Raw genomic sequence first — 18,702 nt, 5'->3', positions numbered from 1 at the left:
ATCATCCGATCGTTCGAACCGGTCTTGGTTCCCGGTCTTCTACAGACCGCCGACTACGCGGCGGGCATCCTGCGGAAGGTAATCGAGTTCCAGCAGATTCCGAACGATCTGGACGCGGGGGTATCCAAGCGGATGCAGCGGCAACAAGTCCTGTACCAGCGTGACCACTTGTTCCACTTCGTCATCGGTGAACAAGCCTTGTACACCACCGTAGGAGATGATCAGACGATGGTCGGCCAACTCGACCGGCTCTCAGCCGTCCAAGGTATGCCACGTGTGACGCTCGGAATCGTGCCGATGCCCGCACCGTTCGAGACGGCTACCACGTCGTTTCTGATGTTCGATTCGAGCCGTGTTCTGGTCGAGAACATCACAGCAGAGCTGTCGATCACTCAGCCACGAGAGATAGCGGTGTACCACCGGACGTTCGATGTCCTGGTCGGTCAGTCCGTGACCGGCGAAGCGGCACGGGGGCTGATCCGCAAGGCGCTGGCCACTCGAGCGGTGTAAAGCCCTTGTCGGCCCAGTCCGCCCAGAATCGAACGCCCGTCGGTCGGCGAGGTGAACGACGGCCGGCCCCGCATCGCGGTGACGCGGGTTCCAGGGCCGCCCTGACAACGACCAGCGATGCCGATGCGGTCCACCACGGCCGCGTGCCGCACAATAGGAGGCCGCGCGCGGCACGTCCCCGCGGTCTCCCACCCGTGGGACGCCTGCCGCAGCGACACAAGGTGTTGTGCTGAGCGGACATGTCGGCCACAAGGAGTAGTGTTCGAAGGGCGATATTCCGTCGGCAGCGTGCTCGGGAAAGGCGTGGAGGCAGGATGAAACTGATCGACCGAGTGTCGGCCATCAACTGGAATCGGGTGCCCGACGAAAAGGACGCCGAGGTCTGGGACCGGCTGACCGGCAACTTCTGGCTGCCGGAGAAGGTGCCGGTCTCCAATGACATTCCGTCGTGGAACACCCTGACCGCCGACGAGAAGCAGCTGACCATGCGGGTCTTCACCGGCCTGACCCTGCTGGACACCATTCAGGGCACGGTCGGCGCGGTGAGCCTGATCCCGGACGCGCTCACCCCGCACGAAGAGGCGGTGCTCACCAACATCGCCTTCATGGAGTCGGTGCACGCCAAGAGCTACAGCTCGATCTTCTCCACGCTGTGCTCCACCCGCGAGATCGACGAGGCGTTCCGCTGGTCGGAGGAGAACCGCAACCTCCAGCGCAAGGCCGAGATCGTGCTGGAGTACTACCGGGGCGACGATCCGCTCAGGCGTAAGGTCGCCTCCACGCTGTTGGAGAGCTTCCTGTTCTACTCCGGCTTCTACCTGCCCATGCACTGGTCGTCGCGGGCCAAGCTGACCAACACCGCCGACATGATCCGGCTGATCATCCGGGACGAAGCGGTCCACGGGTACTACATCGGCTACAAGTACCAGAAGGGCTTGGAGCTGGTCTCCCAGGCCGAGCGCGACGAGCTGAAGAACTACACCTTCGAGCTGCTGTTCGAGCTCTACGACAACGAGGTCGAATACACCCAGGACCTCTACGACGAAGTCGGCCTCACCGAGGACGTGAAGAAGTTCCTGCGCTACAACGCGAACAAGGCGCTGATGAACCTCGGCTACGAGAGCCTGTTCCCCAAGGACGAAACCGAGGTGAACCCGGCCATCCTCTCGGCACTGTCCCCCAACGCCGATGAGAACCATGACTTCTTCTCCGGTTCGGGCTCGAGCTACGTCATCGGCAAGGCGGTCAACACCGAGGACGAAGACTGGGAGTTCTGAACCGTCGACTATGATGTGGGACAACGGGGCCCGGCAGTGATGCCGGGCCCCTCCTTGTCTGTCGAGCGCGGCGCGCCCTCAGATCCCGAGGACCAGTTTGGCCGTCGTGAAGTAGATGATCAGCCCGGTGGCGTCCACCAACGTGGTGACCATCGGGGCGGAGACGACCGCGGGGTCGATGCGCAGCTTCTTGGCCAGCAGGGGCATGGTGCCGCCGATGGTGGCGGCCCAGCCGCAGATCAGGACCAGGGTGATGCCGACGACCAGGGCGATGCGCGGGCCGACGAACAGCGCGCCGATCGCGAGGCCCACCGACGCCAGCAGTGACCCCAGCACCAGCCCGACCCGGCATTCCCGCCAGATCACCCGCAGCAGGTCCGACACCCGGACCTCGCCGACCGCCACCGCGCGTACACAGGCGGTGGCGGCCTGTGCGCCCGCATTGCCGCCCGCGCCGATCAACAGCGGGATGAACAGTGCCAGATGCGCCGCCTGCTGCAAGGTGCTCTCGAAGAAGTCGGTCACGCTCACCGTGAGGGTCGCCGCGAACAGCAACAGCAGCAGCCACAGCGCGCGGTAGCGGGCCAGCTGGAACACCCCGGCGGCCATGTAGTGGCCTTCCCACGGCGCCGATCCCGCCTGCAGCGCGACGTCCTCGCTGTCGGCGGCCTCGATCACCTCGACCGCGTCGTCGATGGTCAGCAGCCCGACCAGCCGGTCCTCGCTGTCCACCACCGGCAGGTTGATGTCGTTGGTCTCGCGCATCAAGCGGGCGGCCTTCTCCGCCGAATCGGTGGCGCGCGCGAAGGCGGGCTCGGTGACGACCAGCTCCGACACCATCGTCTCCGGCTCGCTGAGCACCAGCTCGCGCAGTTCGACGATGCCGGTCAGCCGCCTGCCCGCGTCCACGACCGGCAGCGTGTACACCGTCTCGGCGTTGCCGCCCTTGGCCCGCACCATGCCGAGCGCTGCGGCCACAGTGAGGTCGCGCGGCAGCGCCACCACCTCCGGCGTCATGTACTGCCCCGCGGACCCCTCCGGGTAGCCGAGCAGGCTCGCGGTCATCCGCCGCTCCCGCGGACTCAGCCCGGCCAGCGCCTTCTTGGCGACCTTGGCCGGCGCCTCGCGCAGCATGCGGGCGCGATCGTCGGGCGCCATGCCCTCGATCAGGTCGCGGAAGCTCTGATCGCGCAGCCCTTGCAGGATCTGCTGCTGATCCACCGGCTCGAGTTCCTCGAAGACGGCCAGCGCCAGGTCTTTGTCGAGCAGGCGGAACGCCATCCCGGCCCGCACGGCGTCCATCCGGGCGAGCTGATCGGCGATGACGTGCGGCGGGTGGTTGCCGAGCCAGTCCAGCGCGGCGTCCACGCGGTGGGTGTCGACGACGTCCTGCAGGGACTCGGACAGCGTCGGACGTACTTCGATGATGTCGGTCTGCGACATGGGAGGACCTCAGCACATGCGTGAGTGAACGGAGAATTCGAAATTCACACCGCGGGCGCCGGCCCCTGCCGTCGCGACCTGACTAGGAGTGCGAAGGGGCGGCGCCGCGCGGCCTTCGACTGGGAGGTTCGCTGCGCATCGCTACCCCACCTCCCTCTCGTCGTCGCCGCGGATCTCGGATATCCACAGCTATCCGCCAGATATCCGCAGCTATCCGCACCGTTCGGAAAAATATCTCATGGACCGAAAACGTCCTAGTGCAGCTTACATCGCTTCGGGGGCAATGATCACCTTACGGCGGACAGCTGTGACCGAAGCCGCTCTACACCGACGTCCGCACGTCCGGCGGGACCACTTCATAGGCCATCGGCCGCCGTAAGACAGGGTTATACGCAGTCGGCGTAGAACTGTTGCTCCCATGCCTGGGAACCTGGACAGTGTTTGCCAGGCAAGTGCCGCAAGTCATCGGCGCCCGCCCCCGCCATTACAGCTCACGGAAGTTTCGAAGTGTCGACAGCCACCGCCTTGATCCGCCGTCGCGCGGTCGACTTCATGCGCGTTCCGCACGGAATCTGTTGCCGCTGAAGCAACGCGGCCCGCATCTGCGACCGAGCCCCGCACGGTCGTCCACCGCCGCATCGCTGCCGTTGTGGTGTCTCCGGATGCCGAGCGTCGAATCGCACGGCGTCTTCTCGTCTTCGAAAGAACAACAATGTCTTTGTCGCTATCGTCCCGGCGCGTCGCTCGCGCTCTCTCCGCCGCCGTAGCGGTACTCACCGGCGTGTCCGTGCTCACCGGCTGCGGCGAGTCCGCACCCGCCAAGACCGCCGACGGCAAAACCGTGCTGCGCTACCAAGGCACCACCGGGCAGGTCACCCCCTTCGAATTGGCCGACGACCTGGGCTATTTCAGCAAGATCAGCCTGCACTGGGAAGGCGACACCACCAGTGGCCCCGCCAATATCCAGGCCGCCGCGACAAACCAGGTCGAGTTCGGCAGCGCGTTCAACGGCGCGGTGGTCAAGCTGATCGCGGGCGGCGCGAAAGTCACCTCGGTGCTCAGTTCCTATGGCGCCGACGAGAAGTCGTTCACTGGTTACTTCGTGCGTGACGACTCCGGCATCACCTCGGCGCGGGATCTGATCGGCAAGAAGGTCGCGGTCAATACCCTCGGCGCGCACCACGAATTCATCACCAGGGAGTGGCTGCACCAGCAGGGCCTGACCGAGGACGAGATCAAGCAGGTGCAGCTGATCGTCGTGCCGCCGGCCAATACCGAGGACGCGCTCCGCAAAGGGCAGGTCGACGTCGGGACCTTGGGTAGCGTCTTCCGCGACAACGCGCTCCAGCGCGGCGGTATCCACCCGCTCTACACCGACAAAGCCATCTTCGGCACGTTCGACTACGGCACCTACGTCTTCCGCAACGACTACATCGCCAAGAATCCCGAAGCGGTGGAGGACTTCGTGCAGGGCACCGCGCGCGCGACCCGCTGGCTCCAGGTGACGCCCCCCGACCAGGTGCGCGAGCGGTTCACCCAGATCATCGGCAAGCGCGGCCGCAACGAGAACACCAACCTGGTGCCGTATTGGCTCAGTTCCGGGATCCCGGTGCCCGGCGCGGTGGTCGCGGACAAGGAGTTGCAGATCTGGATCGACTGGCTGGTGCGCAACGGCGAATTGCCGAACGGCAAGTTGAAGGCGGCGGATCTGTTCACCAACAAGTTCAACCCCTACGCCAACGGCAAGTACAAGCCGGAGGCCGGGCCGACCGGAGAGGTGGTGGCCGCCAAATGACCACAACGGCGACGAAACTGTCGCTCACCGGAGTGCGCAAGCAGTTCGCGGTGCGCGGCTCGCAGGAGCGGTTCACCGCGCTCGACGACATCTCGTTGGAGCTGCGCGAGGGTGAGTTCCTGGTGCTGGTCGGTCCGAGCGGTTCGGGCAAGTCCACGCTGCTCGACCTGCTCGGCGGGCTGAGCAAACCCACCTCGGGGGAGATCCTGCTGGACGGCAAGCCGATCACCGGCCCCGGCCTGGATCGCGGCATCGTCTTCCAGCAGTACGCGCTGCTGCCCTGGCGGACGGCCCGCTCCAATATCGAATTCGGGCTGGAAGCCAAAGGCCTGCGCCGCAAGGCGCGCCGGGAACTCGCCGAGCACTATCTGGAACTGGTCGGGCTGTCGGGTTTCGGCGACCGCTACCCGCACGAACTGTCCGGCGGCATGAAGCAACGGGTCGCGATCGCGCGCAGTCTGGCGTTCGATCCCGAGGTGCTGCTGATGGACGAGCCGTTCGCCGCGCTCGACGCGCAGACCCGGGAGTCGTTGCAGGACGAGCTGTTGCGCATCTGGCGTGCCACCGGCAAGACCGTCCTGTTCATCACCCACGGCATCGATGAGGCGGTGTACCTCGGCCAGCGGGTGGCCGTGCTGACCTCGCGGCCCGGCCGGATCAAGGCCATCGTCGACGTCGAGATCGACCGGGACACCGACGACGACATCCGCTCCTCGGAACGCTTCCGGGACTACCGCCACCAGATCTGGACGCTACTGCACAGCGAAGTCCAGCGGGCCGCGAGCCTGGAGCTGAAGTCCCTGTCCGACCGCCCGGCCGATGTCGAATCCACCACCGAGAGGACGGCCGATGTCTAGTGCCATTCAGTTGACCGAGCGGCCAGTACTGGAGAGTGCGGCCGCACCGACCCGCCCCGCCCCGCAGCCCCGCACACCGGCCGTGCCCGCCGCCGTGACGAATTCCGCCCGTGCGGTGAGCCGGCTGGCCTGGCAGGTGTTCAAACCGACCGTCGTCATCGCCCTGTTCCTGCTGCTGTGGCAGCTCGCCCCGACGCTCGGGCTGGTCGACCAGGTATTCCTGCCGCCGTTCTCGGTGGTCGCGCAGGCGTTCGCCGACCTGGTGGTGAGCGGGGAGATGTGGACCCACCTGTCCGCGAGCCTGAACCGTTCGCTGGCCGGGTACGCGCTCGCGTTGGTCGCGGGCATTCCGGTGGGCGTCGCGATCGCCTGGTACAAGCCGGTCGCGGACTTCCTGAACCCGATCCTCGAACTGTTCCGCAACACCGCCGCGCTGGCGTTGCTGCCGGTGTTCTTGCTGATCCTGGGCATCGGCGAGACCTCGAAAGTCGCCATCGTCGTCTACGCGAGCTTCTTCCCGATTCTGCTGAACACCATCACCGGCGTGCGCACCGTCGACCCGCTGCTGATCAAATCGGCCGCGTCCCTGGGGTTCTCGCCGTTGCGACTGTTCCAGAAGGTGGTCCTGCCCGCGGCGCTGCCGTCCATCTTCACCGGTCTGCGGATGGCCGCCGCCAGTTCGATCCTCGTGCTGCTGGCCGCCGAGATGTTCGGGGCCAGGGCCGGGCTCGGCTATCTGATCACCGCCGCGCAGCAGAACTTCGCGATCCCGAACATGTACGCGGGCATCCTCGCGATCTCGCTGCTCGGGCTCGCCTTCAACGCCTTGCTGGTCACCCTCGAACGTCGCCTGTCGCGGTGGCGCGCCCCGGCGAACGCCTGAGCCATGTCCGCCCGCCTCCCGCTCGCAGGACAGTCACCGTGCGGGCGCTGACCAAACGCCGCGTCGTCGATTTCATGCGCGTCTGCGGCAGCGCTTGTCGCCGGGCCGCAGACCCCGCCCTCCGGTCTTCGCCGGCCCGACCCTTTAGTTCGAAATGAGTTCTTCCGATGACCGCTGTACACGAAACCCCCGCCTCGACCACTACCGATGACGCGGTGCGCGTCGCTCCCGTCGCCGGTCACATCGGCGCCGAGATCTCCGGCGTCGATCTGCGTGAGCCGCTGACCGACCAGCAGGTCGCGACCATCACCGACGCGCTGCACACCTACAAGGTGCTGTTCTTCCGCGATCAGCACATCGATCACGCTCAGCAGATCGCCTTCTCCCGCCGCTTCGGCGCGGTCACCCCGTCGCACCCGTACGACGACGACGCGCCGACGGAGTACCCGGAGATCCTCGCGGTCGACAGCAGGCTGTACGAGAAGCGGTTCGGTGTGCGCAAGCACAGCTACACCAACCAGTGGCACACCGATGTCTCCGCGCTGATCAACCCGCCCGCGGCCTCGATCCTGCGCGCCGAGATCGCCCCTGAGCGCGGCGGCGACACCGGCTGGACCAACCTCGTCGCCGCCTACGAGAACCTGCCCGAGTCGCTCCAGCGATTCGTCGAAGGGCTGCGCGCCGAGCACCGCTTCGGCGGCAGCAGGCCTGCCTGGGACTCCGACAGCGACTACGCGAAGAAGGTCTCGGCCGCGCCGCTGATCACCGAGCATCCGGTCGTCCGGGTGCACCCGGTGACCGGGGAGCGCGCACTGTTCGTGAACCCCGGCTTCACCACCCGGATCGTCGGGCTCTCCCCGAGCCAGAGCGACGCGGTGTTGAAGCTGCTGTTCGACGAGGTCACCAACCCCGCCTACACGGTCCGCTTCCGCTGGCAGAAGGGCAGCCTCGCGTTCTGGGACAACCGTGCCACCGCGCACCTCGCCCCGAGCGATCTGGACCATCTGGATGTCACCCGCGTGCTGTACCGCACCACCCTCGAGGGCGACATCCCGGTCGGCGTCGACGGTGCGCCGTCGACGTCCGTGGCCGGCGAGAAATTCACCGGCGCGTAGGGAACCGACAGGCGAAATCGGCCGGGCGCGCGAGCTCCCGGCCGATTTCGTGCGGTCACCGCACGGCGAGCCGACCGGTACGACGGCAGCTCGACTCGCCGCCGCCGGGAGACCACGCGCGGCCCGAGCAGCACGGCGACATCTCCGCGACCCCGAGCACCCGAACCGAAACCGGCTCATCCGGAGTCACCGGCTCCCAGGTGCGCCTGCGGCGATCTCCAGCACGGCACGCTCCACGTCTGCCCAGCGGCTCCCGCCGGCCCATTTCACCGCGCGCGGCCGGCGTCGGTGCTCGGTCCACCGTAGCCGGAATTAGGTGCGGCAAGCGCCGAACGGTTGCCAGACCGCGGCGGACTGGTAACAGTGAGGTACGGAAGCCGCGGCGCTCGCCGCGGTGGTTTCGGGTACACGCGAAGGAGATATTCGTGCGCTTCGGCATCTTCGTTCCGCAGGGTTGGCGGCTCGACCTGGTGGGCATCGACCCGGCGGACCAATGGGGGGTGATGCGAGACCTCGCCCAGCGCGCCGACGCGAACCCGGCGTGGGAATCGCTGTGGGTGTACGACCACTTCCACACCATCCCCGTCCCCACCGAGGAGGCGACCCACGAAGCGTGGTCACTGATGTCGGCGTTCGCCGCGACCACTTCGCGTATTCGCCTCGGCCAGATGTGTACCGCGATCAGCTACCGCAACCCGGCCTACCTGGCGAAGGTGGCCGCGACGGTCGACCTGATCTCCGGCGGACGCGTCGAGATGGGCATCGGCGGTGGCTGGTACGAACACGAATGGCGTGCCTACGGCTACGGCTTCCCGTCCGCGGGCGAACGACTGGGCCGCCTCGACGAAGGCGTGCAGATCTTCCGGCAGGCCTGGACCAAGGGTTCGGCCACCCTCGACGGCAAGTACTACCAGGTGGACGGCGCGATCGTGCGTCCACTCCCCGTGCAGCAGAACGGAATTCCGCTCTGGATCGCGGGCGGCGGCGAGAAGAAGACGCTGCGCATCGCCGCGAAGTACGCCCAGTACACCAACTTCAGCGGCAATCCGGAGGAATTCACCCACAAGTCCGAGGTGCTGCGCGGGCACTGCGCCGACGTCGGCACCGACTTCGACGCGATCGTGCGCAGTTCCAACTTCAACGTCGTCATCGGCTCCACGCAGGCCGAAGTCGAGGATCGCATCGCGGCGCTGAAGGCCCGCCTGACGCCCGTCATCGGCGAGGACGCGGCCAAGTCCTACTTCGAGCAGCTGTACCACAGCGGCGCCACCACCGGCACCCCAGAACAGATCGCCGAGAACCTCCGCCGAGTCCGCGACCTCGGCCTCGGCTACGCCATCCTCAACTTCCCCGAAGCCGCCTACGACACCTCCGGTATCGAACTGTTCGAACGCGAAGTGCTCCCGGCCCTGAGGTGATCGCCTGGGCTGTGCCTGGAGCGGCCGAGCCCCCGAACCTCTGCCCCAGGCACAGCCCCCGCCAACGGCAGAGCCCGCGCGAACTCGGTGCCCAGGTACAGCCCGCCACACTCCGCGAACCCCGTGCGCTGGGCGCAGCACCCGCCGACGACCAGGCTCGCAAAACCGAGCCCTGCCCAGCCCCGAATGGCTCGATTCGCCACGTACGCGCCCCCAGCGGAGCGAGTCTTACGAGCGACCGTTCGCAGCGCCGCAGGCGCTGCCAATAAACACCGATCACACCTTGCGGCCGACCGCGCACCAACAGTTCACTTGGGAGTCGAGCCAAGGCGGTGATTCGCCCTGCGGACGCCATTGGTTGGTGACGACGATTCCCGGGTCCAGTAGTTCCAGTCCGGTGAAGAACCGGGCGATTTCGTCGCGCGTGCGCGTCTGGGCATAAATACCGCTCTGCCGATACAGGTTGAGCGCGTCGGTCATCATCTCGGGTTCGAGGTCGGCGGTGATATGCGAGATCACGAGGAACGAACCCGGTGCCAGGGCACCCATCAACGTCTCGACGACCCCGTAGGGGTCTTGCTCGTCGTTCAGAAAGTGCAGGACGGCGACCAGACTCAGCGCTACCGGACGCTCCAGGTCCAGAGTCTCGCGCAGTTCGGGCGCGGACAGGATCGCCGCAGGGTCCTCGAGGTCGGCGTCGACGTAGGCGGTGCGCCCCTGCGGCGTGCCGGTGAGCAGGGCGCGGGCGTGGGACAACACGATCGGGTCGTTGTCCACGTAGACCACCCGCGCTTCGGGCGTCGGCGCCTGTGCCACCTGGTGCAGGTTCGGCTCGGTGGGGATGCCGGTGCCGATGTCGAGGAACTGCGTCACGCCCAGCGAGGTGAGCGTGTTCACCGCGCGGTGCATGAAGAGCCGGTTCTGCCGAGCCGCGACCCGGCTGGTGGGAAACGCCGCGATCACTTTCTCGGCCGCATCCCGATCCACCTGGTAGTGGTCTTTCCCGCCCAGAACATAGTCGTATATTCGAGCGCTGCTCGGCACGCTCGTGTCATAGGTCCGCCTGAGCGGCTTCCCGTTTCCGCCGAGATCGGTCATCATCGTTCCCATCGCTACCGGATCGCCTCTGCCCCGAAATATTCCAGACGCCGACGACCCACCGCACCTTGCGGGAGGAACAGCATCGGATGGGGTTGCGAGCTCAGAGCATAGGCAAGTGCGCGATCTCAGCGGCGTCGAAACGCGAAAAGGGCCCGCACCGGACCCTTTTCGCTACCGAACTACAGCATGCAGGAGACGCAACCCTCGACTTCGGTTCCCTCCAACGCCATCTGGCGCAGCCGGATGTAGTAGAGGGTCTTGATGCCCTTGCGCCAGGCGTAGATCTGGGCGCGGTTGAGATCGCGGGTGGTGGCGGAGTCCTTGAAGAACAACGTCAGCGACAGGCCCTGATCCACGTGCTGGGTGGCCGCGGCGTAGGTGTCGATGATCTTCTCGTAGCCGATCTCGTAGGCATCCTCGTAGTACTCGAGGTTGTCGTTGGTCATGTAGGGCGCCGGGTAGTAGACGCGCCCGATCTTGCCTTCCTTGCGGATCTCGATCTTCGACGCCACCGGGTGAATGGAGCTGGTGGAGTGGTTGATGTAGGAGATCGACCCGGTCGGGGGCACCGCCTGCAGGTTCTGGTTGTAGATGCCGTGCTCCATGACCGAGGCCTTCAGCTCGCGCCAGTCGTCCTGGGTCGGGATGTGCACGCCCGCGTCGGCGAACAGCTGCCGGACGCGATCGGTCTTCGGCTCCCACACCTGATCGGTGTACTTGTCGAAGTACTCGCCGCTGGCGTACTTCGATTCGGGGAAGCCGCCGAAGTACGTGCCGCGCTCGATCGCGATCCGATTGGACGCCCGGATCGCGTGATAGACCACGGTATAGAAGTAGATGTCGGTGAAATCGATGCCCTCTTCGGACCCGTAGTGGATCCGTTCGCGCGCCAGGTAACCGTGCAGGTTCATCTGCCCGAGGCCGATGGCGTGCGAGGAGTTGTTGCCCTGCTCGATGGACGGCACCGAGTAGATGTGGGTCTGGTCCGACACCGCCGTCAGCGCCCGGATGGCCACCTCGATGGTCTGCGCGAAGTCGGGCGAGTCCATCGTCTTGGCGATGTTCAGCGAGCCGAGGTTGCAGGAGATGTCCTTGCCCACCTTGGCGTAGGACAGGTCGTCGTTGAACTCCGACGGCGTGGAGACCTGCAGGATCTCCGAGCACAGGTTGGAGTGGGTGATCTTGCCCGCGATCGGGTTGGCCCGGTTCACCGTGTCCTCGAACATGATGTACGGATAACCCGACTCGAATTGCAGCTCGGCGATGGTCTGGAAGAACTCGCGCGCTTTGATCTTCGACTTGCGGATGCGCTTGTCGTCGACCATCTCGTAGTACTTCTCGGTGACGTCGATGTCGGCGAACGGCTTGCCGTAGATGCGTTCCACGTCGTAGGGCGAGAACAGGTACATGTCCTCGTTCTTCTTGGCCAGCTCGAAGGTGATGTCCGGGATGACCACACCCAGCGAGAGCGTCTTGATGCGGATCTTCTCGTCCGCGTTCTCCCGCTTGGTGTCCAGGAACCGGTAGATGTCCGGGTGGTGCGCGTGCAGGTAGACCGCGCCCGCACCCTGCCGCGCGCCGAGCTGGTTGGCGTAGGAGAACGAGTCCTCGAGCAACTTCATGATCGGGATGACGCCCGAACTCTGGTTCTCGATCTTCTTGATCGGCGCACCGTGCTCGCGAATGTTGCTCAGCAGCAGCGCGACCCCGCCGCCGCGCTTGGACAGTTGCAACGCGGAGTTGATCGAGCGCCCGATCGACTCCATATTGTCCTCGATGCGAAGCAAGAAACAATTATGGACCACCACGCCGCGGATCGAATACGTGTGGGTGCCCGCAACATGCAGGTTATACACCTTCTCAGGGGTTTCCGCGATGCGATCGATCGCGCGGACGCCGTAGACGTGACGACCGTGGACGACCTGGTACGTCGTGCGCTTGCCCCCCTTTCGTCCGGTGTAGTTGTACAGGTTCTTGCCGATGTCGAAGATGAATTCCTCGTTGTTTCCCGGCAGGCCGGGCACGAATACCTGGCCGGTCGTATTGCCCGCCCGGTCGACGTAGCTACGGACAACCGACACGATGCCGAGACGGCGCAGAATCAGCTGCACCTGGTCGATGAGCTCGGGATTGACCAGCTCGAGCATCATGCCGCCCGAAGTGCTGCAACCATCGCCGCGGAACAGCCCGGCCAGCAAGCCGCGTTGGAAGTCCTCGTCGGCGGTGAGCACGTCACCGCTCAATTGTTTGGTGCCATAGCCGGTCCCGGCCAACGACAACAGCAATGATGCGACGACCTTGCTGTTGCACACCATCCGGGTGGAGTGATCGGAATGGTCGGTGTGCAAGGACAGGTCGACCCCGAACACCTGCTTGAATGCCATGCCGAGTTCGACGTGGTAATCGACCTCATGCGCGCCGAGGGTGAAATGTACGCCGTTGGGCACGCTCACGTCGGTCGACCGCTTGGACACATGGCCTTCGGCCAGATACCAGCCGAGGATCAGGCCGAGCTCGTAGGACTCCTCGACGAAGCGGTTGACCGCCACGAAACGCCGGCTGTGGCGGCACTTGTTGCGGTGCTTCGCGTCCGTGTTCACCTTCTGGATCAGCCCGTCGACCTCTTCGTACACACCTTCGCCGGTGTGCTCCATGAGGTCGAACACGCGCCGGTCCCGTTCGCCCAGCGGCGCGGTGGTCACGATGAAGTCGGTCGGGTGCACGTCCCGCGCGGCCAGCCACACGAAACCGTTGAACGGGTCGGCGCCGTCCGCGTCGATGAGCGTGTCGACCTCACGGGTGGTCCACACCAGGATCGGATGCTCAGGGGTGCATCGGATCGGCTCCTTGTGACCGAAGTGCGAAATCGCGACCAGCGCTTGATCGTTGGGGTTCTCGATCAACGCTTCGACCGCACGGTAGGAACCGTCGTGGGACAAGACCCGGTCACCCGGCCGCAGCGTCTCGATGGCGCGGGGACCGTCGATCGTGTCCACCGGCGTGCCCGCCGGGAAGCACGACACCGGCTCGCCACGCTGCTTCTTGCCCGAGTTCAGGAAGGTCGGGGTGGCCGGCTGGAAGCGGCCGTCGATGATCTCGTCGACCAGCTTGCCCGCCAGCGCCTCGTCACCGGCGGCGAGGGTCAGCGCGACCATGCAGACCCGGTCCTCGAACCGCTCCAGGTAGCGCTTGCCGTCGAAGGTCTTCAGCGTGTACGAGGTGTAGTACTTGAACGCGCCGAGGAAGGTGGGGAACCGGAACTTCTTGGCGTAGGCCTGCTTGAACAGCTTCTTGATGAACTGGCGGCTGTACTGCTCCAGTACTTCGGCCTCGTAGTAGTTCTCGTCGATCAGGTAGTCCAGCTTCTCGTCCAGGTTGTGGAAGAAGACGGTGTTCTGATTGACGTGCTGCAGGAAGTACTGGTGGGCGGCCTCACGGTCCTTGTCGAACTGGATCTCCCCGTTCGGACCGTACAGGTTCAGCATCGCGTTGAGAGCGTGGTAGTCGAGGACCTCGCCCGAGTCGCCGCCGCGCACCGGGGGCTGCTCTAAGCGAGCTGTCTTTCCGGCCGGTGCTGTCGTTGCTGTTGCCAAAACAATCCCAATCCCTCTCGGACGCGCTCGACGTCCTCCGCGGTTCCCATGAGTTCGAAGCGATACAGGTACGGCACCCCGCACTTGCGTGCGATGAGTTCGCCCGCATAGCAGAAGGTGTCGCCGAAGTTCGTGTTGCCCGCCGCGATCACGCCGCGCAGCAACGCGCGGTTGTGCGGATCGTTGAGGAACTTGGCGACCTGCCTCGGCACGAAGTCCTTGTCGGAACGATCGCCCCCCAGTACGTGCCGACCGCCCCCATAGGTGGGGACGATCAGCACGTACGGATGGTCTACGCGCAGTGAGTCGGCGGTGTGCAGTGGTATGCGAGTCGCCGGGAGACCCAGCTTCTCGACGAAGCGATGCGTGTTCTCCGAAGCGCTGGAGAAGTAGACCAGCGCCGTCGTCTCCGACATGGTCGCCTTCCTCTTCTCGGGAGCGCCGCGGCGCTCCGCCCTCGGATGAACCGGTAGCGGTGGAAGCGTCAGGCCGCCACGGTCGCGAGCGACTTGATGCGGTCGGGGCGGAAGCCAGACCAGTGATCGTCTCCGGCCACCACGACCGGCGCCTGCAGGTACCCGAGTGCCATGACGTAGTCCCGCGCCTCGTCGTTCTCCGAGATGTCGATGACCTCGTAGTCCACCCCGGCCTTGTCGAGGGCCTTGTAGGTGGCGTTGCACTGGACGCAAGCGGGCTTGGTGTACACGGTGACGGTCATTGACATCCCTCTCTCCTTGTGCCTGATCCACAGCCTGTGATCCGTTGCAAACACGATCCGACGCATGCTGCGCAAACTCCTGGAGCCGAGCTCGAACCCCCTGATCAGCCACCTGTGGCCGACTCGTGCCGAGTGAGGTCTCTCGCCGTCTTCCAGTACCGAAGACACTACACCTAGTGGCCGACAGATTCCTACAACACGACATGTAGCGAGTTCCATCGATGTAATTCCATCGAGAGAAGTACCAGGCAGCTCGATTCAGCCTTCGGCAAAAAAGTGACGCAGATCACTATCTGACGCGTCAGCTTACTTTCAGCAAACTCTCTGGCAAACGAAGAGGGCCACCGCCGCGCCCGCGGCGATGGCCCTCGTTCAGACCGGAGGAGAAGCTTACACCGACGCCAGTTCGCCGCGCGTCGCCTCCACCAGCTCACGCACGGTGGCGGCCAGCTGGGACAGCGCCTCGGCGTCGTCACGCGGATGCGTGTCGGCGAACCGCTCACCGACGACCCCGAAGTGCAGGTGCGCGGACTCGACCACCCGCGCGCCCGCCACGCCCAGCGCCTTGACCGCGTCGCCGTGTGCCCACTGGGCCGCGTTCGGGCTGACCGAGGCGCTCACCACCGCGGTGGGCTTGTCCTTGATGGAGCCGGCACCGTACGGGCGGGAGGCCCAGTCGATGGCGTTCTTCAGCACCGCCGACAGCGTGCCGTTGTACTCGGGGGTCACCACCAGCAGGCCGTCGGCGGCGGCGACCGCGTCGCGCAGCGCCTGGGCGGCCGCGGGGACGGAGCCGGGGACGTCGATGTCCTCGTTGTAGAAGGGGATGTCGGCGAGCCCGTCGTAGAGAGTGACCTCGACACCCGCCGGCGCGGAATGCGCTGCGGCCTCGGCGAGCCGCCGGTTGACCGAGGCGGCGCGCAGGCTACCGACGAGTGCGAGAATGCGGGTCTGACTCATGACGACTCCTGGTGTACTCATGAAGTGGTGTCCGTACGTTCACCACACACCAACCGGACCATGGTCCGATTACTTCCCGCGGAGTCTCCGTGAACGCTGTGAACTACCCCACACCGGACGCGTCCACCGATAGCGCCCCTCGGCTGCTCGACGTCCGCGCGCCACTGCCCGGCACGTCGGAGCCCGCCGAGCGCGCGGACGCGGCGCGCAACCGTCAACTGCTGCTGGACGCGGCGCAGCAACTGGTGCGGGAGCACGGCGTCGACAGCCTCACCATGGACGCGCTGGCCAAACGGGCGGGAGTCGGCAAGGGCACGGTGTTCCGGCGGTTCGGGAACAGGTCCGGCCTGATGCTCGCGCTTCTGGACCACTCCGAACGGAAGTCCCAGGAGGCGTTCATCTTCGGGCCGCCGCCGCTGGGGCCCGGCGCGCCACCGGTGGAACGATTGGTCGCCTTCGGGCGGGCTCGACTACTGGACATCGAGGTGGAAGGCGAACTGCACCGCGCCGCCGAACTCGGCGAGGCGCGCGACCGCTACTCCGGTGCGCCGTACGGATTGCTGCGCGCGCACGTCGCGATGCTGTTGCGGCAGGCCGACGTGCCGGGCGAGGTGGTGCTCGTCGCCGACTGGCTGCTGGCGATGCTCGGCGCGGCGCTGGTCATGCACCAGATGCAGGTGCTCGGCTACACCCGCGAGCAGATCGGCGACACCTGGGAGCGCGTCGTTCGACGCGTCGTCGCCCGCTGAGCCGCCAGTAGACTCGGGCGCCATGGGGAACCTGCGCGAACAGATCATCAGTGAATTGGGTGTCCGGCCCACGATCGAACCGAAGGAAGAGATCCGCCGCCGGGTCGATTTCCTCAAGGATTATCTGAACGCGACTCCGGCACGCGGTTTCGTCCTCGGCGTCAGCGGCGGACAGGACAGCGCTCTCACCGGCCGGCTGTGCCAGCTCGCGGCCGAGGAGCTGCGCGCCGACGGCGTGGACGCGACCTTCCTCGCGGTGCGGCTGCCCTACGGCGTGCAGGCCGACGAGGCCGACGCGCAAACCGCGCTGAGGTTCATCCGGCCCGACCGGCAGGTGGTGGTGAACGTCCGGCCCAGCGCGAACGCCGTAGCCGCCGAGGCGGCGGCCGCGTTGCAGACCGCCCAGCTGCGGGACTTCGTGCGCGGCAACATCAAAGCGCGCGAACGCATGGTGCTGCAATACGCGCTGGCCGGGCAGGAGAACCTGCTCGTGGTCGGCACCGACCACGCGGCCGAGGCGGTCACCGGATTCTTCACCAAATACGGCGACGGCGGCGTCGATGTGACTCCCCTCACCGGTCTGACCAAGCGCCAGGGCGCCGCTCTGCTCCAGGAGCTCGGCGCGCCCCCCAGCATCTGGTCCAAGGTGCCCACCGCCGATCTGGAGGACGACCGGCCCGCTCTGCCCGACGAGGAGGCGCTCGGTCTGCGCTACAGCGAGATCGACGACTACTTGGAGGGCGAACAGGTGACTCCCGAGGTCGCCGAACGGCTGGAGGCCATCTTCCACAACACCCGGCACAAGCGCACCGTCCCGGTGACGCCGCTGGACACCTGGTGGCGCTAGCCCTCGCGCGCGTGTCTACCCGCCCGCGAAGGGTGGCAGGACGTCGACGCGCGGGCTCAGCGCGACCGCGGGGTCACGGGTGAGTTCGTCACCGATCAGGTAGGCGCACACCGACAACATCTTGTCCAGCTCCGGGCCGTAGGTCGCCGCCAGGGTCGCGCGCAGATCGGCCACCGTCGCTCCGGCGGGGAGCTCGAGGGTCTCGCTGTCCTTGCCGACGGCGTCGGCGATCGCGGCGAAATAGCGGATCTCAACCACCGATGGCTCCCATCGTCCGCTCCGGGGGCACGAAGCCCTCGGCATCGATACCGTGACCTGCCCACTTGTTCCACATCGCACCGCGCCAGAGGGTCGCGAGCTCGTCGTCGTCGGCGCCGGAGCGCAACGCCTGGCGCAGGTCGAATTCCTGGTCGCTGAACAGGCAGGACCGCAGCATCCCATCCGCGGTGAGCCGGGTTCGGTCGCAGGTGTCGCAGAACTTCCTGGTCACCGTGGCGATGATGCCCACGGTGCCGGGACCGCCGTCGACCAGCCACTTCTCCGCGGGGGCCGACGGATCGGCGCGGCCGACCTCGTCGAGGGCGAACCGGGCGCCGAGCACGTCGAGCAGTTCGGCGGCGGTGACCATGTTGGCGCGGGCCCATTCGTGGTCGGCGTCCAGCGGCATCTCCTCGATGAAACGCAGCTCGCAGCCCTCGTCCAGGCACCAGCGCAGCAGATCGGACGCACCGGCCACGGTTTCGCGCATCAGCACGGCGTTGACCTTGACCGGGGCCAGTCCGGCGGCACGGGCGGCACGGATGCCCGCGAACACCGACTCGAGGCGGTCGCGGCGCGTCAACCGGGCGAAACCGGCCCGGTCCACGGTGTCCAGCGAGACGTTCACCCGCCGCAGACCGGCGGCGGCGAGACCGAAGGCGCGATGCTCGAGCCCGATGCCGTTGGTCGTCATGGCCAGCGGGATGTGCGGCACCTCGGCGTGACAGCCCGCGACGATCTGTTCCAGATCGCGGCGCATCAGCGGTTCGCCCCCGGTGAAGCGGACCTCGCGCACCCCGAGCTGCCGCACCGCGAGGCGCACCAGCCGGACGATCTCGTCCACGGTGAGCAGTTCATGCCGGGGAATCTCCGGCAGCCCCTCCTCCGGCATGCAATAGGTGCAGCGCAGCGAACACTTCTCGGTGATGGACACGCGTAGGTCGCGAGCGACGCGTCCAAAACGATCCAACAGGTAGGGGCTGTCGGGACGGCCGGCGAGCGAGGGACGCCCGGAACGTACCGCCGGAATCCCGATCTCGACCAGAGTCACACGTCCATTATGACCGCCTGTCCCGATTCGTCTGCGGGCGGAATGCCCGATGTCGGCTCACCGCGGCCGCGGATCGACGGTGCGGGGCCGCTCAGCGCGGTGCGACCTGCGCGCGGACCGGCGCACG

At 66.3% G+C, this 18,702-nt stretch carries 16 protein-coding genes and 3 pseudogenes; 9 read left to right on the top strand and 10 right to left on the bottom strand.

Translation table 11 applies throughout. The features are described 5' to 3' along the window. Nucleotides 1-24: 24 nt before the first annotated feature. The gene (locus ACT89H_RS00915; protein WP_445106543.1) at nt 25-510 is read left to right on the top strand and encodes a DUF5753 domain-containing protein; all 486 of its coding nucleotides are present in this window, start codon (nt 25-27) and stop codon (nt 508-510) included. A 314-nt stretch (nt 511-824) separates the two neighbouring features. Then, entirely contained in the window at nt 825-1,787 is a 963-nt protein-coding gene (nrdF, locus tag ACT89H_RS00910) for a class 1b ribonucleoside-diphosphate reductase subunit beta (RefSeq protein WP_445106542.1), read from the top strand. 78 nt (nt 1,788-1,865) lie between these two features. On the opposite strand, the gene mgtE is transcribed toward nrdF, so the two are convergent. Next, a complete protein-coding gene (mgtE, locus tag ACT89H_RS00905) occupies nt 1,866-3,230 on the bottom strand; it encodes a magnesium transporter (RefSeq protein ID WP_445106541.1) in 1,365 nt (454 codons plus the stop codon). Nucleotides 3,231-3,942: 712 nt separating this feature from the next. Between mgtE and ACT89H_RS00900 the strand changes: the two genes are divergently transcribed. The 5 genes from ACT89H_RS00900 (at nt 3,943) to ACT89H_RS00880 (ending at nt 9,298) form a co-directional block, all read left to right on the top strand. Then, nucleotides 3,943-5,025 (top strand): ABC transporter substrate-binding protein, encoded by a 1,083-nt coding sequence (locus ACT89H_RS00900; protein WP_445106540.1) that lies wholly within the window; start codon nt 3,943-3,945, stop codon nt 5,023-5,025. Then, nucleotides 5,022-5,882 (top strand): ABC transporter ATP-binding protein, encoded by an 861-nt coding sequence (locus ACT89H_RS00895; RefSeq protein ID WP_445106539.1) that lies wholly within the window; start codon nt 5,022-5,024, stop codon nt 5,880-5,882. Before ACT89H_RS00900 ends, ACT89H_RS00895 begins: the two co-directional genes overlap by 4 nt. After that, nucleotides 5,875-6,765 (top strand): ABC transporter permease, encoded by an 891-nt coding sequence (locus ACT89H_RS00890; RefSeq protein ID WP_445106538.1) that lies wholly within the window; start codon nt 5,875-5,877, stop codon nt 6,763-6,765. Before ACT89H_RS00895 ends, ACT89H_RS00890 begins: the two co-directional genes overlap by 8 nt. Before the next feature lie 167 nt (nt 6,766-6,932). Continuing rightward, entirely contained in the window at nt 6,933-7,880 is a 948-nt protein-coding gene (locus ACT89H_RS00885; RefSeq protein WP_445106537.1) for a TauD/TfdA dioxygenase family protein, read from the top strand. 425 nt (nt 7,881-8,305) lie between these two features. Beyond that, nucleotides 8,306-9,298 (top strand): LLM class F420-dependent oxidoreductase, encoded by a 993-nt coding sequence (locus tag ACT89H_RS00880; RefSeq protein ID WP_445106536.1) that lies wholly within the window; start codon nt 8,306-8,308, stop codon nt 9,296-9,298. Between the two features lie 276 nt (nt 9,299-9,574). Here the strand turns inward: ACT89H_RS00880 and ACT89H_RS00875 are convergent, their stop codons facing one another. From ACT89H_RS00875 to ACT89H_RS00845, 7 genes and pseudogenes are all read right to left on the bottom strand, one after another. Beyond that, nucleotides 9,575-10,396, bottom strand: coding sequence for an SAM-dependent methyltransferase (locus tag ACT89H_RS00875; protein ID WP_445106535.1), 822 nt, complete (start codon nt 10,394-10,396; stop codon nt 9,575-9,577). 182 nt (nt 10,397-10,578) lie between these two features. Continuing rightward, nucleotides 10,579-12,195, bottom strand: a pseudogene (gene nrdE, locus ACT89H_RS00870) (class 1b ribonucleoside-diphosphate reductase subunit alpha); the annotation flags it as partial. A 255-nt stretch (nt 12,196-12,450) separates the two neighbouring features. Next, a pseudogene (locus ACT89H_RS00865) lies at nt 12,451-13,422 on the bottom strand (LAGLIDADG family homing endonuclease); the annotation flags it as partial. Continuing rightward, a pseudogene (locus ACT89H_RS00860) lies at nt 13,411-13,935 on the bottom strand (ribonucleotide reductase N-terminal alpha domain-containing protein); the annotation flags it as partial. The pseudogenes ACT89H_RS00860 and ACT89H_RS00865, both read right to left, overlap by 12 nt. An 11-nt stretch (nt 13,936-13,946) precedes the next feature. Next, complete coding sequence (gene nrdI, locus ACT89H_RS00855) at nt 13,947-14,408, bottom strand: class Ib ribonucleoside-diphosphate reductase assembly flavoprotein NrdI (protein WP_355078742.1); 462 nt, start codon at nt 14,406-14,408, stop codon at nt 13,947-13,949. A 68-nt stretch (nt 14,409-14,476) separates the two neighbouring features. Next, a complete protein-coding gene (locus tag ACT89H_RS00850; protein ID WP_039799742.1) occupies nt 14,477-14,710 on the bottom strand; it encodes a redoxin NrdH in 234 nt (77 codons plus the stop codon). Nucleotides 14,711-15,100: 390 nt separating this feature from the next. Continuing rightward, nucleotides 15,101-15,670: an NAD(P)H-dependent oxidoreductase gene (locus tag ACT89H_RS00845; protein ID WP_445106534.1), complete on the bottom strand. Its 570-nt coding sequence runs from the start codon at nt 15,668-15,670 to the stop codon at nt 15,101-15,103. Nucleotides 15,671-15,813: 143 nt separating this feature from the next. Here ACT89H_RS00845 and ACT89H_RS00840 point away from each other — a divergent pair, with 143 nt between their 5' ends. Together ACT89H_RS00840 and nadE are read left to right on the top strand one after the other, a co-directional pair. Continuing rightward, complete coding sequence (locus tag ACT89H_RS00840) at nt 15,814-16,419, top strand: TetR/AcrR family transcriptional regulator (protein ID WP_445107317.1); 606 nt, start codon at nt 15,814-15,816, stop codon at nt 16,417-16,419. A gap of 22 nt (nt 16,420-16,441) precedes the next feature. Beyond that, entirely contained in the window at nt 16,442-17,266 is an 825-nt protein-coding gene (gene nadE, locus ACT89H_RS00835; protein WP_445106533.1) for an NAD(+) synthase, read from the top strand. Nucleotides 17,267-17,281: 15 nt separating this feature from the next. Here the strand turns inward: nadE and ACT89H_RS00830 are convergent, their stop codons facing one another. After that, nucleotides 17,282-17,524, bottom strand: a complete 243-nt coding sequence (locus ACT89H_RS00830; RefSeq protein WP_445106532.1) for a MoaD/ThiS family protein — start codon at nt 17,522-17,524, stop codon at nt 17,282-17,284. Then, entirely contained in the window at nt 17,517-18,575 is a 1,059-nt protein-coding gene (gene moaA, locus ACT89H_RS00825) for a GTP 3',8-cyclase MoaA (RefSeq protein WP_445106531.1), read from the bottom strand. The genes ACT89H_RS00830 and moaA overlap by 8 nt, the downstream gene beginning before the upstream one ends. Nucleotides 18,576-18,702: the final 127 nt, after the last annotated feature.

The sequence above is a fragment of the Nocardia aegles genome, from assembly GCF_052545135.1.
Note: the sequence above shows the minus strand (reverse complement) of the source record. Positions and strands in the feature narration are given on the sequence as shown.